Source organism: Salinimicrobium sp. TH3 (assembly GCF_026676115.1).
In the GTDB taxonomy this organism is placed as follows: Bacteria; Bacteroidota; Bacteroidia; order Flavobacteriales; family Flavobacteriaceae; genus Salinimicrobium.
Window position 1 is genome coordinate 412,451 of the sequence record NZ_JAPONB010000002.1, and the last position, 17,182, is coordinate 429,632.

Below are 17,182 nucleotides of genomic sequence, written 5' to 3' on the forward strand. Positions count from 1 at the left end.
TTCCAAAAAAGTTTCAGAAAAGTTATTGTACATATCAACAGACTATAATACACCAACATTTTAATTTTTTAAAAAAGAAAGAAAAAGGAATATATAATATAACTGTTGACAACTAAACGATCTTTAAGGGAGCTGAGTTGTCATTAAAACTGTCGAGGATTTCCTGTGCCTTACTTAGATCCAGGTGGTGGACCTTTAGATGGATTCCGCCAAGAGCATTAGAATAAAAAGGAAAGACCCCTACCATAGTTTCATTCTGGAAAAAACATTGAATTCCCTCCCGTTGCAGGATGAGCTTTAAGACCTGGTATTCATGAGGATAAGTAAAAACAGCAAGGGTTATAAATTTTTCCATAGCAAAAGAATTGCTACTAAATATACGACATTCTAATCTTGAAAAGAAGATGTATCGGCCGGGAGTAAGGTAGAATGGGAATGGTTAAGAGAGTAATTGATAGAGGCTACAAAACTTAGAACCCCAATGACAAAAATTAGTATATAAAAGATTATTATAATATATGGTTTTCTCATTTCAAGAAGGTTATATAAAAACGTACGGAGACAGTCAAATTTAATACTTTTTTAAGAATTCGGCTCTTTTATGTTAATTTTTCATATTAAATAAAGATCATCTTTTATTTAAGAGGAGGTAAAAACCGGAAATTCCTGTAATTTCAGGTAGATGTGAATTATAAGACTTAATTTTATAGCTTAAATTTAGAAATGAGTAAAAAGAATAAACAGAACAAATCAACTAATCCCGAAAGTTTTTCACAGAATATCCTTGGTATTATGCGCAAGGAATCGGGAAAGGATTTTAATTATAAACAAATTGCTGCAAAAATGGGAGTGGATGATCCCGGTAGTAGAAATAAGATCATTCGAACTTTATCCCAACTTGCTGCCAAAAAGAAGATTGAAGAGGTTGAGAGAGGCAGGTTTCGACTCAATGCCGGAGCAGATTATTACCAGGGAATTTTAGATATGACCGCTAAGGGTAGTGGTTATGTGGTAGTAGAAGAACTAAATGAAGATGTTTTTATTCCTTCCAATAATATCAACAAGGCCTTTGACGGGGATGAAGTTGAAGTATATGTTTACAAACGTCGTCGCAACAAAAAATCTGAAGGTGAGATAACCAAAATCCTTAACCGAAAGAAAACTCAGTTTGTTGGTGTTTTGCAGCTTAAGGACAACTTTGGTTTTGTTGCCATCCAGGATGGAAAAATGTACACCGATATTTTTGTACAGAAGAATAAGATCGGGGAAGCTAAAGATGGCGATAAGGTCATAGTTGAAATGGAAGAATGGCCCGAAAAGGCAGACTCACCTTTTGGCCGCATTATTCAGGTTCTTGGGAAACCCGGAGAACATGATACCGAGATCCATTCAATTTTAGCCCAATATGGGTTACCGCATGAATTTCCACAGGAAGTAGAGGATTTTGCCCAGGGAATTGATACCAGCATTCAGGAGGAAGAAATCAAGAACAGGAGGGATATGCGTGATATATTGACTTTCACGATTGATCCTAAGGATGCCAAGGATTTTGATGATGCTTTAAGTTTTAGGGAACTGGAAAATGGGAATTTTGAAATTGGAATTCATATTGCAGATGTCTCACATTATGTGAAGCCGGGAACAATTCTCGACGAGGAAGCTTTCAACCGCGCAACTTCGGTTTATCTCGTCGATCGGGTTGTACCAATGTTGCCTGAAATTCTCTCTAACAACGCGTGCTCCCTGCGTCCCAACGAAGAAAAATACACTTTTTCTGCAGTTTTTGAAATGACTTCACAGGGAATTGTTAAAGATCAATGGTTTGGGAGAACGGTCACCTATTCCGATGCACGTTTTGCTTATGAAGAAGCACAATACATCATTGAAACTACAGGTGGTGATATTCCTGAAGATATTTCAATTACGGGCGAAAGTTACAGAACAGATGATGCAATTGTCACAGCCATTCTCAAGATGAACCAGATCGCTGAAGTAATGCGGAAAAAGAGAATGAAGGAAGGAGCAATTTCCTTTGACAAGGTAGAGGTGAAGTTTGAGCTTGATGAGAAAAATGAACCAATTGGTGTTTTCTTTAAAACCTCGAAGGAAGCCAACAAACTTATTGAAGAATTCATGTTACTGGCTAATAAAAAAGTAGCCGAATTCATTGGAAAACAAAAACCTAAAAAAACATTTGTTTACCGTTGCCACGATGAGCCCGATACCGAGAAGCTGAATGCTCTACAGTCCCTGGTTAGCAAATTTGGACATAAGTTGAACCTTAAAGATCAAAAGCAAATCTCTCAATCCCTCAATAATTTATTGAGCGATGTTCAGGGAAAAAAGGAACAGAATCTTATTGATACTCTTACCATAAGAACCATGAGTAAGGCCTATTACAGCACAGAAAATATTGGGCACTACGGGCTGGCCTTTAATTACTATTCACATTTTACCTCTCCAATTAGAAGGTATCCCGATGTTATGGTGCACAGGTTACTTCAACACTATCTCGATCAGGGGAAATCTGCACAGGAAGAAGAATATGAATCTAAATGTCAGCATAGCAGTAACATGGAAGGCCTGGCAACCAGTGCCGAGCGGGATTCCATCAAGTACATGCAAATTAAATTTATGCAGGAGCATAATGATGAACAATTCCTTGGCGTTATTTCAGGCGTTACCGAATGGGGGATCTATGTCGAGATCATTGAAAATAAGTGTGAAGGCATGGTGAGATTGCGTGATATAAGAGAAGATCATTTTGATTTTGACCCAGATCAATACGCGATCATTGGCCGTAAGACCAAAAAGGTCTACCAGTTAGGGGACGAAGTTTATGTCAAAGTTAAAAACGCAGATCTTGTAAAAAGACATTTGGACTTTAAATTAATTGGAAGCAAAGATGAAGTTGAAAATCAAAATTAGTACAGCTATTTTATCATGTTTATTGCTATTTTTTGCCATTTCTGCCACTGCGCAGGATGTAAAAGAAAATCTTGGAAGTTTTTCTGAAGTTAAAACTTTTAATGCTGTTGAAGTTGAAATAATTCCTTCTGAAGAAAACCGGATTGTTATCACTGGGCACAGTAAAAATGATGTCAAATATGAGATTGTTGAAGACCGCCTTGAAGTAAGGCTTTCTCTGGACAATATTTGGTCAAAGAACAATACCCGCATTACTCTTTATACCAGTGATCTTAGAACGATTGATGCTAATGAAGGTTCATTAGTTGAGATTTCAGATGAATTAAGAGGGGAAGAATTGACTTTTAGGGCTCAGGAAGGTGCAGTGATAGAAGGTAAGATAAAAGGCCGTAAAATCAATTCTAAATCAATTTCTGGCGGAAGGATTACCCTCAAAGGTGAAGCTGAAGAGCAAGAGGTAGAATCCAATACGGGTGGTCAATACCTGGGAAAAAATCTTCGTACGAAAAGAACCGATGTTACTGCCGGTACCGCAGGTAGGGCAGAGATCTATGCAAAGGATTATGTAAAGGCCACCGCCAAACTTGGTGGGATCGTAGAGATCTTTGGAAGACCGGGAGAAGTAGATAAAAAAACCACCCTGGGCGGAAAAATCATATAAGTAAAGTAAAATCCTATATTTGTGAAACTAAATGAGCTGAATGTTTCAGGATATACTGGCTGCAATACCTTTAGGATTTTTTCTGGCATTTTTACTGGGACCGGTATTCTTCGTGCTCCTGGAAACTGCTGCTATAAAAGGGTTTAGAGCTGCAATGTCATTCGATATCGGCGTCATTTTCGCCGACATTATTTTCCTGCTAATTGCTTATTTAAGTACCACAAAATTATTGAACCGGATCAAGGATGATCCGGCTCTTTTTGTTTTTGGAGGAGGCATTCTTATTACCTATGGAATCATACAGTTTGTTCAAAATCGAAAAGTTCTGGAACACGAAGAAGTACCAGAAATACAAAAATTGAATAAAAGGGATTATCTGGGCCTTGCTGCAAAAGGTTTTATACTTAACTTTATCAATATAGGTGTTTTAGGTTTTTGGTTAGGTCTCATTATAATTTTTGGACCAAAAATGGAAATGGAAACCAACCGTATGACTGTTTTTTTTGGTACCATCCTGGGAACGTATTTACTAGTCGATATTTTTAAGATCCTTGCCGCAAAAAAACTCAATCGAAAACTCACTCCCACCCGAATCTACAATGTCAAAAAGATCATTAGTATTATTCTGGTAATATTTGGAGTCTTTTTAGTCGCCCAGGGCCTTGTTCCCCAGGAATTGAACCAGATCCAGGACCAGATCGATAATATTTCTCCCGAAACATCCGCATATCTTAAATAAAACCATCTGAAAAAGAAGTGTCAAAAAACCCTTTTTTGACAGGTAATTAAAAGTAAGGTATCAATTTCCTTATAAGATTAGCCTTTTTTAGACTTCAAGTTGCTTCCTGAATCTGTATTGCTGGAAAGTATATTTGACCACATTTATAAGAGATTCTATGGGGAAGGTTCTAAAACCTTTTGAAAATAGTTCAACCTCTGCATTTTGGCGGGCTACGCAATCTTCAAACTTATTTTCATTATGAAAAACAAAAAAGCCCCTTAAAAAAGGAGCTTTTTTGGAGGCATCGAGCGGATTCGAACCGCTGTACGAGCTTTTGCAGAGCTCTGCCTAGCCACTCGGCCACGATGCCGTTTCATTAACGGAAGGCAAATGTAATAAAATTTCTTTTTTTGAAGCCTATGCTTTTTACCTGCTTTGACAAAAAAAGCAAAATTACCTGCTTTTGCTTCTTTTTACAGTTACCATAGCCACATTTCCGCCTATTGGCGGATTAATTTTGGATACATATACTGTTACTTTTTGAACAATGAGCAGTTCCTCAAGAACGCGGTTTAGGATTCTTTCGGCAACAGTTTCCAGTAATTTGGACCGAATAGCCATTTCTTCTTTGACGATTTTATTCAAATGCACGTAATCAATAGTATCCTTCAATGCATCGGTCTTTGCAGAAAGTGAAAGATCTCCTTTTACTTTTAGGTCTACCTTATAATCACTGCCAATCTGGCCTTCTTCCTCAAGACATCCGTGATAGGCAAAAACTTTAATATTCCTGAGTTTAATACTTCCCAAAATCTTATTTTTTGCGAAGATATAAACAATTCAGAAGACAATCATGGAGCGGCGGAATTGATGTTTATTTTCTTTAATTTTGCTCCCTCAAAAAGAATTCAGAAACTATGGCCGAAGAAAAAAGATCCCTCAATTTTATTGAGCAAATAATCGAAGAAGACCTAAAAAACGATTATAAAAAAGAGGACCTGCAATTTAGGTTTCCACCTGAACCAAACGGATATCTTCATATTGGCCACGCTTCTTCTATTTGTTTGAATTTTGGTCTGGGGGAGAAATATAATGCCCCGGTGAACCTTAGGTTTGATGATACCAATCCCATTAAAGAAGAACAGGAGTATGTTGATGCTATTAAGCGCGATGTGGAATGGCTTGGTTTTAAGTGGGCTAAGGAATGTTATGCTTCAGATTATTTTCAGCAGTTGTATGACTGGGCGGTGATGATGATAAAATCTGGAGATGCTTATGTTGACAGTCAGGCTTCCGAAGTTATTGCTGAACAAAAGGGAACTCCCACCCAGGCAGGGAAGAACAGTCCATACCGCGATCGGTCGGTGGAGGAGAACCTTGAGCTTTTCAGAAAGATGAAAGACGGGGAGACAAAGGAAGGGGAGCATGTGTTAAGGGCAAAAATTGATATGGCCGCCAAGAATATGTTGATGCGTGACCCTGTAATGTACCGTACGCTGCATCGTAAACACCACCGTACCGGCAATGACTGGATGATCTATCCACTATACGACTGGGCCCATGGACAAAGTGATTATATAGAATCTGTTTCTCATTCTTTTTGTACGCTCGAATTCCTGCCTCACAGAGAACTTTATAACTGGTTCCTGGAAAAGGTGAGTTCTGCCGAAGATTTCCGACCAAAACAACGGGAATTTGCACGACGTAATCTTAGCCACACTGTAGTAAGTAAAAGAAAACTATTGCATCTTGTGGAAAAAGGAATCGTAAAATCCTGGGATGATCCAAGAATGCCTACCATTTCGGGCCTTAGGAGAAGAGGTTTTACTCCTGATTCTATTCGAAAGTTTGCTGATACAATTGGAATCGCTAAAAGAGAAAATATCATTGATGTTTCCCTGTTGGAATTTTGCATTAGGGAAGATCTAAATAAAACTGCTCCAAGGGTAATGGCTGTTCTTGATCCCGTAAAACTGGTGATCACAAACTATCCTGAAGACGGGGAGGAGTGGCTGGAAGCCGAAAATAATCCTGAAGATGAATCTGCAGGTTCAAGGAGAGTACCTTTTTCCCGCGAACTATATATTGAGCAGGAGGATTTTAAGGAAGAAGCCAACCGAAAGTTTTTTAGGCTTACCCTTGGAAAGGAAGTAAGACTAAAGAACGCTTATATTATTAAGGGCGAGAAAGTAGTAAAAAATGACGCAGGGGATATTGTGGAAATCCACTGTACCTATGATCCAAAAAGCCAGAGTGGTAGCGGTACCGAAGAATCTATGCGTAAGGTAAAGGGAACCCTGCACTGGGTTTCGGCCAAGCACGCAATAGAGGCGGAGGTAAGGCTTTACGACAGGTTGTTTAGTGTAGAGTCACCCGATGCCGACAAGGAGAAGGATTTTCTTGACTTTTTAAATCCTGAATCTCTCAAGGTAATCACTGCATATCTTGAACCAAGCCTTCAAAATGTAGAGCCTTTGGAAAAATTTCAATTTCAAAGATTAGGATATTTTAACGTTGATAAGGATAGTAAAAAAGATCATTTAGTCTTTAACCGCACGGTGACACTGCGGGATTCGTGGGGAGGCAAGAATTAATACCAGGCTGGGTGCAATCTCAATTAAGAATAATTTAGCATAGCATTTTAGATATTAACCGGTTATTAACAGCAACGCAGGACTCATTGAAGTATATTTGGATGTAATATTAATCTAAATAACCAACAATATCATGGCAAAATCAGGAAGTACATTTTTAGCATTGCTAACCGGGGCAGCAATTGGAGCCGGCCTTGGAATGTTATATGCCCCTGAAAGTGGAGAGAACACCAGGAAAAAACTGGGAGAAAATGCGAAAAGAACTCAGGACGACTTAAATAAACGATACCGGGAAACTTCATCAAATCTCAGTCAGAAGGCTAAGAAAGCTAAATCCGATTTTGAGCAGAGACTGGAAGAAACTTTGTCTTCAGCAAGTTTTAAAGCAGATGAGATTCTTAGCAGCCTTGAATTAAAACTTGAGGAGCTTAAAAAGCAGAATTCAAAATTTCAGAAGGATCGCAAAAGCGAATCAGGTGATAAGGCAAACGTTGATGAGAGCGTAGCATCCAAAGGAAATAAGAATACAGGTAGTGCTGCAGTATAAGCGTTTATGGCGTTCGAAAGAATATCTGACAACCTACAGCAGTTAAACGAGAACATTAAAGACTTTGCACAAAGCAGTGCAGAGTACTATAAACTTGATCTCTTTAGCAAAAGCATGAAAGGAACTACTGCTGCCATAAAAGGAGCGGCAATAGCTTTTTTCATGCTTTTCGCTTTGTTGTTTCTTTCCATAGCTATTGCAATAGCTCTTAGTAACTGGATCGATTCCCCAAGTTCAGGATTTTTCATAGTAGCTGGTCTTTACCTTTTATTAGGTCTTTTCTTTGTCTTCTTTGGTAGTAAAATACTTATGAAGGCAATCTTACCGGGAGCTTCAAAAAAGTTCTTTCAGGAGCCCGAAAAGAAGCCGAAAGTTGAACATCCCGAATTTACAGAACAGGTGGATTATGAGACAGACGAGATCATTATAAAGAATAACGATAATGAGAGAGTATAAGAATTTCAAAGAAATAGACCGGGATCTTAAACTTCTCAAACTTCAAAAGGAGATAGATAAGGAAAGAGTACTCTTAAGTTACAATCAAACAAAAGAAAGTCTTTCTCCCAAACGCATTATTAAAAGTGCTGCGGGGAGTATATTTAAAAATGCCCTGGTACTTAAAGGTGCGACCTCTGTACTTGGATTTATAGGAGAAAAGTTCGGTAAATAACTACTTAAGATAAGTATTACTGCGGGCTTTCATAATCTCCCTCTTCCTGTTCTCCGGGAAGTTGTGGTGGCAGTTGATCTCTTTTCTTGCGTTCCTCTTTTTCTTTTCGTTTTTTCTCTCTTGCCGCATTTTCCTTTTTCATAGCTTCTCCAATTTGATTGGAGGCAGTGAAGGATGCGATCATGTTATTAAGCATATCACTTCCTGTTTGAGGTGAATTAGGTAACAGGATCAGGTTACTTTGGGTTTCCTCACCTAGAGACTGGAGGGTATCATAATGCTGGGTAACTACAATTAGGGCAGAAGCTTCCTGGGAATTAATTCCCACATTGTTTAAAACATCAACACTTTCTTCAAGTCCACGGGCGATCTCACGGCGCTGATCGGCAATACCCTGACCTTGTAGACGTTTGCTTTCGGCTTCGGCACGGGCCTTAGCTACAATTTTGATCCTTTCGGCTTCAGCTTCATATTCTGCTGCTACTTTTTCCCTTTCCGAAGCGTTTATACGGTTCATTGCCGCCTTTACCTGTACATCGGGATCAATATCGGTTACCAGGGTTTTTATGATATCATAGCCATATTCTTCCATGGCTTCGTTTAACTCACGCTTTACTGCAATTGCAATATCATCTTTACGTTCAAATACATCATCCAGCTTCATTTTTGGAACTTCGGCACGTACCACATCAAATACATATGATGTTATCTGGTCGTGAGAATTCTCCAGTTTATAGAAGGCATCGTAGATCCTTGTGCTAATGACCTGGAACTGTACAGAGATCTTCAGCTTCACAAAAACATCATCTTTGGTCTTGGTTTCTACCAGTACATCAAGTTGTTGTACTTTCAGGTTGATCCTGCCGGAGATCTGGTCAAAGACCGGAACTTTAAAATGCAAACCGCTGTTACTTATTCGCTGGAATTTTCCGAAGCGCTCAAGTACCGCTGCCGTTTGTTGTTTTACCGTAAATATTCCTGAAAAAAGGACAATGAACGCAAAGACTACGAAGATTGCTGTTAAGATTGTGGAGATCATGGTTGTAAGTTAATTTTAAGGAAAGATATAAAATAATCAACTACATTAGCCCATCATTTTTAAAACCCAGTTATGGATCCTAAAAAAGTCCTTCTTTTTGCAGGAATTTTGATGTTTTCTTTTAGTTCCCAGGCACAACGTAGGTTATGGGATGGAGAGTATAATAGATTGGGGTTACAGGGAGGTGTAAATCACTTCGATATTATAACAAATGATCTCCAAGTGACTCCCAAGGTGAGCTGGACCGCTGGTTTTACCACGCGTGCTTCTTTCTACAATGATTTTCAATTGGTTTACGGTATCAACTTCTACGACTTAAAAGTAGATATTGACGGTCGTAAAAAACTGGAAGAAACATCTGCAAATTCCCTTATTGAGTATAGTATGATTGGCGTACAGGGAAATTTCTTTGCCAGTTATAAATTAATTGATCATTACCTGAGTGTAGAAGCCGGACCTGTGGTGCAGGTTAACGGGAAAATGGAGGCAAGGCAGGACAAGGAACTTTACTATGTTGGAAGTTATGACATCAACGCCATCGATCTTGAAAAAGTTTCTGCTTTTAATCTAAATCTTGCTGTAGGTATTAGTGGGGGAGGGGAAACACTCAAAATTTGGGCACAGTACCAGTATGGTATCAACAATTTTTTCAAGGGGCTCCATGATGAAGGCCTGCAGGAAAAGGATGCTTCTGTTCCATCCCTTAAAGGTAATATAAGTATGATCGCCGGTGGTGTCACTTTTTATTTGTAGAATAACAAACAATAAAAAAAGCCATTTTTGATACTTTTCAAAAATGGCTTTTTTTATTGAATTTTTTTCAGGCTATAGTTTTTCCTGAGCTCTTTTTAGCCTGTTAATAGTTTCATCCTTTCCAATTGCAGCAGCAATCTCGAAAACATCTGGACCCTGCATGGCACCTACCAGCGAAAGTCTGAAGGGTTGCATGACCTTTCCAAAACCAATTCCTTCGGAAGTTATCCATGATTTTACTTTTTCCTGAAGGTTTTGCGCAGTGAAATCTTCGGTCTCTTTCAGAAGTTGGATCACAGCATCCATTAGTTCTGAAGTATCCTCTTTCCAGGCCTTTTTTGCAGCTTTCTCATCGTAGTTTTCGGGTGCAGTGAAGAAGTAGCTCCCCATGTCCCAAAAGTCGCTTAAAAACGTCGCTCTTTCTTTTAAAAGAGCAACTACTTTAACGGCATATTCCTGGGAAGAAGAAATTCCTTTTTCCTCCAGGAGACGAACAAGATCTTTTGCCAGTTCTTCATCTTTGGCTTCCTGCATATAATGATGCTGGAACCATTTCGTTTTATCGGGATCAAACTTGGATCCACCTTTAGAAACATGCTCCAGGGTAAAAGCATGGGTAAGTTCTTCCAGGGTGTAGATTTCTTTTTCTGTGCCACCGCCGGCATTCCAGCCAAGGAGGGCAAGCATATTAACCACTGCTTCGGGGAAGTATCCTTCCTCGCGGTATCCCGATGAAGCATCTCCTGACTTAGGATCTTTCCATTCTAGAGGAAAAACAGGAAAGCCCATTTTGTCTCCGTCCCGTTTGCTCAATTTTCCTTTTCCCTGTGGTTTAAGGATAAGAGGCAGATGGGCGAATTTTGGAGCTGTCCAGTCAAAGGCTCTGTATAAAAGAACGTGCAGGGCGAGAGAGGGCAACCATTCTTCCCCTCGTATGACATGAGTGATCTTCATTAAATGATCATCCACAATATTTGCCAGGTGATAAGTTGGCATACCGTCGCTTTTAAAAAGCACTTTATCATCCAGGATCTTGGTTTCAATGGTCATTTCCCCCCTAATTTCATCTTTTAGAGACAAACTTTCATCTTCGGGGGTTTTAAAACGCACCACATAAGGTTCGCCAGCTTCTATTTTCTGCTTTACTTCAGCTTCCGGTAAGGAGAGAGAATTTTTTAGCTTTTGGCGGTTATGCCAGTTATAGATAAAGGTTTTTCCTTCGGCCTCGTGGTTTGCACGGTGTTGGTCAAGTTCTTGGGAGGTATCAAAGGCATAATAGGCATTTCCGGAGGCGAGCAACTTTTCGGCATATTCCCGGTAAAGACTTTTACGCTCGCTCTGGCGGTAAGGACCTGCATCTTTTTCTTTCCCCGGGCCTTCATCAAACGGAATATTACACCAGTTTAAGCATTCTATAATATACGCTTCGGCGCCTTTGACGTAGCGAGCCTGGTCTGTATCTTCAATACGCAGAATAAAATCTCCGCCGTGTTTTTTAGCAAACAGGTAATTAAAAAGAGCGGTTCTAACTCCTCCTATATGTAATGGCCCGGTGGGGCTTGGTGCAAAACGCACCCTTACTTTTTCTGTAGACATAAGCTGGTTATTTTGGGCAAAGATAAAGGATTCTTTAGGTTCTCGAAATGGTGCTGAAAATGTGATGGTTGAAATGGAATCTCAAATAAAATTGTAATTTTAGGAGATTAAAAAGGGGGAGGGAAAAATGGATAATTTTGAGATCTTACGAAAGAAGCTGGAGGCGTTTATAAGGAAGTTTTATCTCAACGAGCTTCTTAAAGGATTTATATTTTTTGTTGCCATTGGGCTGCTGTACTTTATACTTACCCTTTTTGTGGAGCATTTGCTTTGGTTGAATTCTACCGGCCGCAGCATTCTTTTTTGGGGTTTTGTAACCGTGGAGGTCTTTCTCTTCGGAAGGTTCATTGTCTATCCATTGCTTAAGTTGTTTCGCATCTCGCGTGGAATTGACTACACCGAAGCTTCCCGTATTATAGGTCGTCATTTTCCTGAAGTCAATGACAAACTCCTTAATGTACTCCAACTTAAGAAGAATGATCGAAAGACAGATTTGCTGCTCGCATCAATTGATCAAAAGGCTGAAGAATTACGACCTGTACCATTTTCTATGGCAGTAGATCTTCGGAAGAATCTTCCATATCTTAAATATGCTGCAATTCCTGTAATCATTATACTACTTATTGCCCTTACTGGAAGAACCGAAGTTTTTTCCGGAAGTTATGAGCGGGTAGTTAATTACAAAACCGCTTATGAACCGCCCGCGCCTTTTTCCTTTCAGCTTCGTAACGAGAATTTACAGATAAGAGAAAATGAGCCGCTCACAATTCAGGTTAACACTAGTGGAAGGATTGTGCCGGAGGATGCGTCGGTACATTATAACGACCAGAGTTATTTTATGAAACGGGTTTCCCCCGGAACCTTTGAATATACTTTTGAACCTACCCAAAAATCTTTTGATTTCAGTCTGTCTGCGAATAAAGTACGATCGCCTAATTATGAGGTGGAAGTTGTAGAGGTGCCAAAAATGCGGAATTTGAAAATGATTCTTGACTATCCTGTCCACACCGGGTTAGGGGAGGAGATAATCGAAGGTACCGGGAGTGCTACCGTGCCGGAGGGAACTCGAATTACTTGGGAACTGGAAACTTCTTCCACCAAATCGGTCGAAATGCAGCTGCCCGATACCCTTCAGAAATTTGAAAAACAAGGGGATCTTTTTAGGTTTCAGAAAAGGATTAATTCAAGCGTTGATTACGGGATAAGCACTTCAAATGACAAGGTAAAGAACTTTGAAAACCTTAATTATCAGATAAGGTCCGTTAAAGATGAACACCCCGAACTTGTCCTGGAACATCAAATCGATTCCCTTGATGCCGATGCGCAGTATTTCTTCGGAAAAGTATCTGATGACTACGGGATTTCGGCCGTTAACCTGGTGGTTCAGACGATGGAATCTCCTGAAAATGAAAAAGTAGTGCGTCTTCCCTTCGGAAAAGGCAATATTGGGGAGTTCGTTAGTAGTTTTCCTGACAACCTTAGTCTTGAAAAGGGCAAAAACTACCAGTTTTATTTCGAAGTCATTGATAATGACATGATTAACGGGTATAAAAGGGTGAAAAGCAAACTTTTCACATACCGGGAAAAGACAGTTTCAGAAGAAAAGCAACAAAGACTTCAGGAACAACAACAGGTTATAGAAGGAATGGATGGCTCCCTCGAAAAGATGAAACTTTCAGAAAAAGAATTGGAGGAATTGTCAAGACTCCAGAAGGAAAAAAAGGAACTGAGTTATAATGATCGGAAGAGGCTTGAAAATTTTCTTGAACGCCAAAAGCAGCAGAACAGGCTGATGGAAAATTTCACAGAAAAGCTCAAACGGAATCTTGAAGAGGAATCTTCCCCTCAAAATACAGACCTTAAAAAAGATCTTGAAGAACGACTTTCAAATCGTGAAAAGGAGCTCGAAGAAAATGAAAAGCTTCTTGAGGAACTCGAAAAATATTCTGAAAAGATCCAGGAAGAAGGACTACAGGAAAAATTGGAACAGCTTTCCAAAAACTCCCGAAACCAGGAAAGGAGTCTCGAACAACTTCTTGAACTAACCAAAAAATATTACGTGCAGGAGAAGACTGCCAGAGTAGCTGAAAATCTTGAGGAACTGGGAGAGAAGCAGCAAGATCTTGCAGAAAAGGAAAAAGAGAATACTAAGGCTGCCCAGGATTCTCTTTCCAAAGAAACTGAAGAAGCCTTTGAAGAACTTGAGGAGCTACAAAAGGAAAATCAGGGGCTTAAGAAGCCTCTGGAAATTCCGGATAGCAGGGAGGAACAGGAGGATGTAAAAGAACAGCAGGAAAAGGCCGGGGAGGAGCTTAGGAGGGAAAACAAAGAGGGGGCTAAAAAAGAACAGAAAAAAGCAGGTGAGAAACTACGGGAAATGGGTCAAAAGATGAAGCAACAAATGCAACAGGGAGGTATGCAACAAATGCAGGAAGATGTAACTATGCTAAGGCAAATCCTCGATAACCTGGTTACGTTCTCTTTTGGCCAGGAAGATTTAATGGAGGACTTTAAAAAGGCCGGGAGCGATAATGCTTCCTTGCCTGGAAAACTTAGACGGCAGGATCTTTTAAGGGAGCATTTTCGACACATTGATGACAGTCTTTACGCCCTTGCTTTGCGTAATGAAATGATTAGCGAACCTATTACCAAAAAGCTGATCGATGTTGATTACAGCCTTGATCAAACCCTGGAACGACTTTCCCAAACCGATATCAGGTTGGGAGTAAGTAGTCAGCAATATGTGGTTACAGGAGCTAACGATCTGGCCTATTTATTGAGTGATATTCTGGGCAACATGGAAGATATGCTTAATCCTTCGTCTTCCCAAGGGGAGGGGCAGGACCAGCAACTTCAGGATATCATTCAGAAACAGGGGGAATTGAATGAGGAGATGGAGGAACAAATGAAAAAAGGCCAACAAAAACAGCAGGGGGGAGAATCGGGGGAAGAAGAAAACGGTGAATTGTTCAGGATCTTCCAGGAGCAACAAATGTTAAGGCGGGCACTGGAGGAAAAGCTGAAGGAAGAAGGACAGAAAGGCGCGGGGAAAGATGTCGAAAAGGAAATGGAACAAATCGAGAAACAACTTTTGGAAAAAGGATTTGATCCCGGCGTACTTCAAAGAATGCAAAAATTGGAACACAGATTGCTGGAGTTGGAAGAGGCAAAATTAAAGCAGGGAAATAAACCTGAACGAGAATCAAGTACAGGCAAGGATGAGTTCTCTAATGAGACTGGTACGGCAAGAGAACGGGCTAAAGAATATTTCAACACTAATGAAATTTTAAATAGACAAAGCTTACCTTTGCGCCCCATTTATAAGCTTAAAGTTAAAGAGTATTTTGAACGAAGAGATAATTAATTTTTATTCTGAAAATGACTTTGAACTGGAGAAGGTTTCTTCTTTCAAAAGTTGGGTGAAAAATGTAATTTCATCGGAAGGTAAAAAGACCGGGGAAATTAGTTTCATCTTTTGCGATGATGAATACCTGCTGGAGATAAATCAAAAGTATCTCGATCATGACACCTATACAGATATTATAAGTTTTGATGCTTCTGTTGGAAACATCTTAAATGGAGATATATTCATAAGCACTGAAAGAGTCTCAGAAAATGCCGACTCTTATGAGGTAGAATTTCCGGAAGAGCTTAAGCGGGTGATCATCCACGGCGTCCTTCATTTGTGTGGATATAAAGATAAAACTCCCGAAGAAGAAAAAATAATGAGGGAGAAGGAAGAGGAAAAAATGAAAATGTTCCACGTGGAACAATAGAAAGAATTTTATGTTTCAAAACGAATATGATGTTATAGTTGTAGGAGCCGGGCACGCCGGAAGTGAGGCCGCAGCGGCAGCAGCCAATATGGGTTGCAGTACACTTTTGGTGACCATGAACCTGCAGAACATTGCTCAAATGAGCTGTAATCCTGCCATGGGTGGTATTGCAAAAGGGCAAATTGTACGGGAGATAGATGCTCTTGGAGGATACAGTGGGCTCGTGAGTGATACTAGTGCCATTCAATTTAAGATGCTCAACAAATCTAAAGGACCTGCAATGTGGAGCCCAAGAGTGCAGAGTGATCGAATGATGTTTGCAGAGCATTGGCGTCTACGTCTGGAAGCCACACCAAATCTTGATTTCTATCAGGAAATGGTTTCGGGTCTAATCATAGAAGGAGAGAAGGTAGTTGGAGTAAAAACTTCCCTGGGAATTGAGATCAAAGCCAAGAGCGTGATCCTTACCAACGGAACATTTTTAAATGGTTTGATCCATATTGGGGATAAACAATTTGGAGGCGGCAGGGCAGGAGAAAGAGCTGCAACCGGAATTACCGAGGAACTTGTGCAATTAGGTTTTGAAGCCGGAAGGATGAAAACCGGCACGCCTCCCAGGGTAGATGGAAGGTCGTTGGATTATTCCAAAATGATTGAACAACCCGGAGATGATGTGCCTTCCAAATTTTCATATCTGGACGAAACAAGACCTCTCACTAAACAGAGATCTTGTTATATGTCTTATACTTCACCCGAGGTACATGAATTATTGAAAGAAGGTTTTGACAGGTCCCCAATGTTTAACGGCAGAATTAAAAGTGTTGGGCCGCGTTACTGTCCTTCTATTGAAGATAAGATCAATCGTTTTGCAGATAAGGACAGGCACCAGCTTTTTATCGAACCCGAAGGGTGGAATACTGTGGAGATGTATATCAATGGATTTTCAACTTCGTTGCCCGAGGAAGTACAGTTTAAAGCCTTGAGTTCGGTAGCGGGATTTGAAAAAGTGAAATTCTTTAGACCCGGTTACGCGATTGAATATGATTATTTCCCACCAACACAATTAAAACATACGCTTGAAACCAAACTGGTAGAAGGACTTTATTTCGCCGGACAGATCAATGGAACCACAGGTTATGAAGAAGCAGGTTCGCAAGGCTTAATGGCAGGTATAAATGCGGCCTTAAAAGTGCAGGAGAAGGAAGAGTTTGTGCTGCAAAGAAGTGAGGCTTATATTGGAGTTCTAATTGATGATCTAATTACAAAGGGAACAGAAGAGCCTTACCGAATGTTTACTTCGAGGGCCGAATATAGAACTCTTTTGAGGCAGGATAATGCAGATTTCAGACTTACCGAAAAGTCTTTTAAAATTGGATTAGCTTCAGGAAAAAGAATGCAAAAGATGGAAGAGAAGAAATTCAAATCTTTCGCTTTTGTGGAATTTCTGAAAGATAGAAGTGTTGCCCCCGATGAGGCTAATGTTGTTTTGGAAGCAAATGATTCTGCTCCAATGAAACAAAGCAATAAAATATTTAAGGTGTTTTCCAGGCCTAATATTGACATGCAGGACATCAGGACTTTTAGTGGGGTGGAAGAATATATCCAGGAGAATCAACTGGGAGAGGAAGTACTTGAGCAAACCGAAATTCAGGTTAAATATTCGGGATATATTGAAAAGGAAAAGAACAACGCCGATAAGCTTCACAGGCTGGAAGGAATTAAAATTCCGGGGGATTTTGATTATTCCAGGATCAAATCCATGTCTTACGAAGCGCGTGAAAAACTCAAAAAAGTTCAGCCAACATCTATTTCGCAGGCCTCCCGAATTAGCGGGGTAAGTCCAAACGATATTTCTGTTTTATTGGTGTACATGGGAAGATAAAATGTAATCGTTCCA

Annotated in this window: 15 protein-coding genes and 1 tRNA gene; 11 read left to right on the forward strand and 5 right to left on the reverse strand. The window is 39.9% G+C overall.

What is annotated here, in order from left to right:
* Window positions 1-112: 112 nt before the first annotated feature.
* Window positions 113-355, reverse strand: coding sequence for a putative signal transducing protein (locus OU683_RS05100; RefSeq protein WP_268135903.1), 243 nt, complete (start codon window positions 353-355; stop codon window positions 113-115).
* A gap of 368 nt (window positions 356-723) precedes the next feature.
* Here OU683_RS05100 and rnr point away from each other — a divergent pair, with 368 nt between their 5' ends.
* The 3 genes from rnr to OU683_RS05115 are packed head-to-tail and all read left to right on the forward strand — an operon-like array spanning window position 724 to window position 4,328.
* Window positions 724-2,928 (forward strand): ribonuclease R, encoded by a 2,205-nt coding sequence (gene rnr / locus OU683_RS05105; protein WP_268135905.1) that lies wholly within the window; start codon window positions 724-726, stop codon window positions 2,926-2,928.
* On the forward strand, window positions 2,906-3,589 hold the full coding sequence (locus OU683_RS05110) for a head GIN domain-containing protein (protein WP_268135907.1): 684 nt from the start codon (window positions 2,906-2,908) through the stop codon (window positions 3,587-3,589). Before rnr ends, OU683_RS05110 begins: the two co-directional genes overlap by 23 nt.
* A 40-nt stretch (window positions 3,590-3,629) precedes the next feature.
* Window positions 3,630-4,328: a LysE family translocator gene (locus OU683_RS05115; RefSeq protein WP_268135909.1), complete on the forward strand. Its 699-nt coding sequence runs from the start codon at window positions 3,630-3,632 to the stop codon at window positions 4,326-4,328.
* A 278-nt stretch (window positions 4,329-4,606) separates the two neighbouring features.
* Here OU683_RS05115 and OU683_RS05120 read toward each other — a convergent pair.
* Both OU683_RS05120 and folB read right to left on the reverse strand, forming a co-directional pair.
* Window positions 4,607-4,680, reverse strand: a tRNA-Cys gene (locus OU683_RS05120).
* A gap of 83 nt (window positions 4,681-4,763) precedes the next feature.
* The gene (gene folB / locus OU683_RS05125) at window positions 4,764-5,120 is read right to left on the reverse strand and encodes a dihydroneopterin aldolase (protein WP_228913854.1); all 357 of its coding nucleotides are present in this window, start codon (window positions 5,118-5,120) and stop codon (window positions 4,764-4,766) included.
* A 107-nt stretch (window positions 5,121-5,227) separates the two neighbouring features.
* Here folB and OU683_RS05130 point away from each other — a divergent pair, with 107 nt between their 5' ends.
* From OU683_RS05130 to OU683_RS05145, 4 genes are all read left to right on the forward strand, one after another.
* Window positions 5,228-6,904, forward strand: a complete 1,677-nt coding sequence (locus OU683_RS05130) for a glutamine--tRNA ligase/YqeY domain fusion protein (RefSeq protein ID WP_268135912.1) — start codon at window positions 5,228-5,230, stop codon at window positions 6,902-6,904.
* Between the two features lie 133 nt (window positions 6,905-7,037).
* Complete coding sequence (locus OU683_RS05135; protein WP_268135914.1) at window positions 7,038-7,451, forward strand: YtxH domain-containing protein; 414 nt, start codon at window positions 7,038-7,040, stop codon at window positions 7,449-7,451.
* A gap of 6 nt (window positions 7,452-7,457) precedes the next feature.
* The gene (locus tag OU683_RS05140; RefSeq protein WP_268135916.1) at window positions 7,458-7,907 is read left to right on the forward strand and encodes a phage holin family protein; all 450 of its coding nucleotides are present in this window, start codon (window positions 7,458-7,460) and stop codon (window positions 7,905-7,907) included.
* Window positions 7,894-8,121 carry a DUF6327 family protein gene (locus OU683_RS05145; RefSeq protein ID WP_228913858.1) on the forward strand — a complete coding sequence of 76 codons (228 nt, stop codon included), beginning with the start codon at window positions 7,894-7,896 and terminating at the stop codon, window positions 8,119-8,121. The genes OU683_RS05140 and OU683_RS05145 overlap by 14 nt, the downstream gene beginning before the upstream one ends.
* 16 nt (window positions 8,122-8,137) lie before the next feature.
* Here the strand turns inward: OU683_RS05145 and OU683_RS05150 are convergent, their stop codons facing one another.
* Entirely contained in the window at window positions 8,138-9,160 is a 1,023-nt protein-coding gene (locus OU683_RS05150; protein ID WP_268135919.1) for an SPFH domain-containing protein, read from the reverse strand.
* A gap of 72 nt (window positions 9,161-9,232) precedes the next feature.
* Here OU683_RS05150 and OU683_RS05155 point away from each other — a divergent pair, with 72 nt between their 5' ends.
* Window positions 9,233-9,913, forward strand: coding sequence for an outer membrane beta-barrel protein (locus OU683_RS05155; RefSeq protein WP_268135921.1), 681 nt, complete (start codon window positions 9,233-9,235; stop codon window positions 9,911-9,913).
* A gap of 72 nt (window positions 9,914-9,985) precedes the next feature.
* Here the strand turns inward: OU683_RS05155 and gltX are convergent, their stop codons facing one another.
* Window positions 9,986-11,509, reverse strand: coding sequence for a glutamate--tRNA ligase (gltX, locus tag OU683_RS05160; protein ID WP_268135923.1), 1,524 nt, complete (start codon window positions 11,507-11,509; stop codon window positions 9,986-9,988).
* Between the two features lie 127 nt (window positions 11,510-11,636).
* On the opposite strand from gltX, the gene OU683_RS05165 reads away from it, so the two are divergent.
* The 3 genes from OU683_RS05165 to mnmG are packed head-to-tail and all read left to right on the forward strand — an operon-like array spanning window position 11,637 to window position 17,167.
* The gene (locus OU683_RS05165; protein ID WP_268135925.1) at window positions 11,637-14,873 is read left to right on the forward strand and encodes a DUF4175 family protein; all 3,237 of its coding nucleotides are present in this window, start codon (window positions 11,637-11,639) and stop codon (window positions 14,871-14,873) included.
* Window positions 14,854-15,285 (forward strand): rRNA maturation RNase YbeY, encoded by a 432-nt coding sequence (ybeY, locus tag OU683_RS05170; protein WP_268135927.1) that lies wholly within the window; start codon window positions 14,854-14,856, stop codon window positions 15,283-15,285. The genes OU683_RS05165 and ybeY overlap by 20 nt, the downstream gene beginning before the upstream one ends.
* Window positions 15,286-15,295: 10 nt before the next feature.
* Window positions 15,296-17,167 carry a tRNA uridine-5-carboxymethylaminomethyl(34) synthesis enzyme MnmG gene (mnmG, locus tag OU683_RS05175; protein WP_268135929.1) on the forward strand — a complete coding sequence of 624 codons (1,872 nt, stop codon included), beginning with the start codon at window positions 15,296-15,298 and terminating at the stop codon, window positions 17,165-17,167.
* Window positions 17,168-17,182 lie beyond the last annotated feature (15 nt).

Excerpts from the sequence above, each read along its gene's own strand:
- OU683_RS05100 (WP_268135903.1), bottom strand. The coding sequence starts at position 355 with ATGGAAAAATTTATAACCCTTGCTGTTTTTACTTATCCTCATGAATAC.
- rnr (WP_268135905.1), top strand. The coding sequence starts at position 724 with ATGAGTAAAAAGAATAAACAGAACAAATCAACTAATCCCGAAAGTTTT.
- OU683_RS05110 (WP_268135907.1), top strand. The coding sequence starts at position 2,906 with ATGAAGTTGAAAATCAAAATTAGTACAGCTATTTTATCATGTTTATTG.
- OU683_RS05115 (WP_268135909.1), top strand. The coding sequence starts at position 3,630 with ATGTTTCAGGATATACTGGCTGCAATACCTTTAGGATTTTTTCTGGCA.
- OU683_RS05130 (WP_268135912.1), top strand. The coding sequence starts at position 5,228 with ATGGCCGAAGAAAAAAGATCCCTCAATTTTATTGAGCAAATAATCGAA.
- OU683_RS05135 (WP_268135914.1), top strand. The coding sequence starts at position 7,038 with ATGGCAAAATCAGGAAGTACATTTTTAGCATTGCTAACCGGGGCAGCA.
- OU683_RS05140 (WP_268135916.1), top strand. The coding sequence starts at position 7,458 with ATGGCGTTCGAAAGAATATCTGACAACCTACAGCAGTTAAACGAGAAC.
- OU683_RS05145 (WP_228913858.1), top strand. The coding sequence starts at position 7,894 with ATGAGAGAGTATAAGAATTTCAAAGAAATAGACCGGGATCTTAAACTT.
- OU683_RS05150 (WP_268135919.1), bottom strand. The coding sequence starts at position 9,160 with ATGATCTCCACAATCTTAACAGCAATCTTCGTAGTCTTTGCGTTCATT.
- OU683_RS05155 (WP_268135921.1), top strand. The coding sequence starts at position 9,233 with ATGGATCCTAAAAAAGTCCTTCTTTTTGCAGGAATTTTGATGTTTTCT.
- gltX (WP_268135923.1), bottom strand. The coding sequence starts at position 11,509 with ATGTCTACAGAAAAAGTAAGGGTGCGTTTTGCACCAAGCCCCACCGGG.
- OU683_RS05165 (WP_268135925.1), top strand. The coding sequence starts at position 11,637 with ATGGATAATTTTGAGATCTTACGAAAGAAGCTGGAGGCGTTTATAAGG.
- mnmG (WP_268135929.1), top strand. The coding sequence starts at position 15,296 with ATGTTTCAAAACGAATATGATGTTATAGTTGTAGGAGCCGGGCACGCC.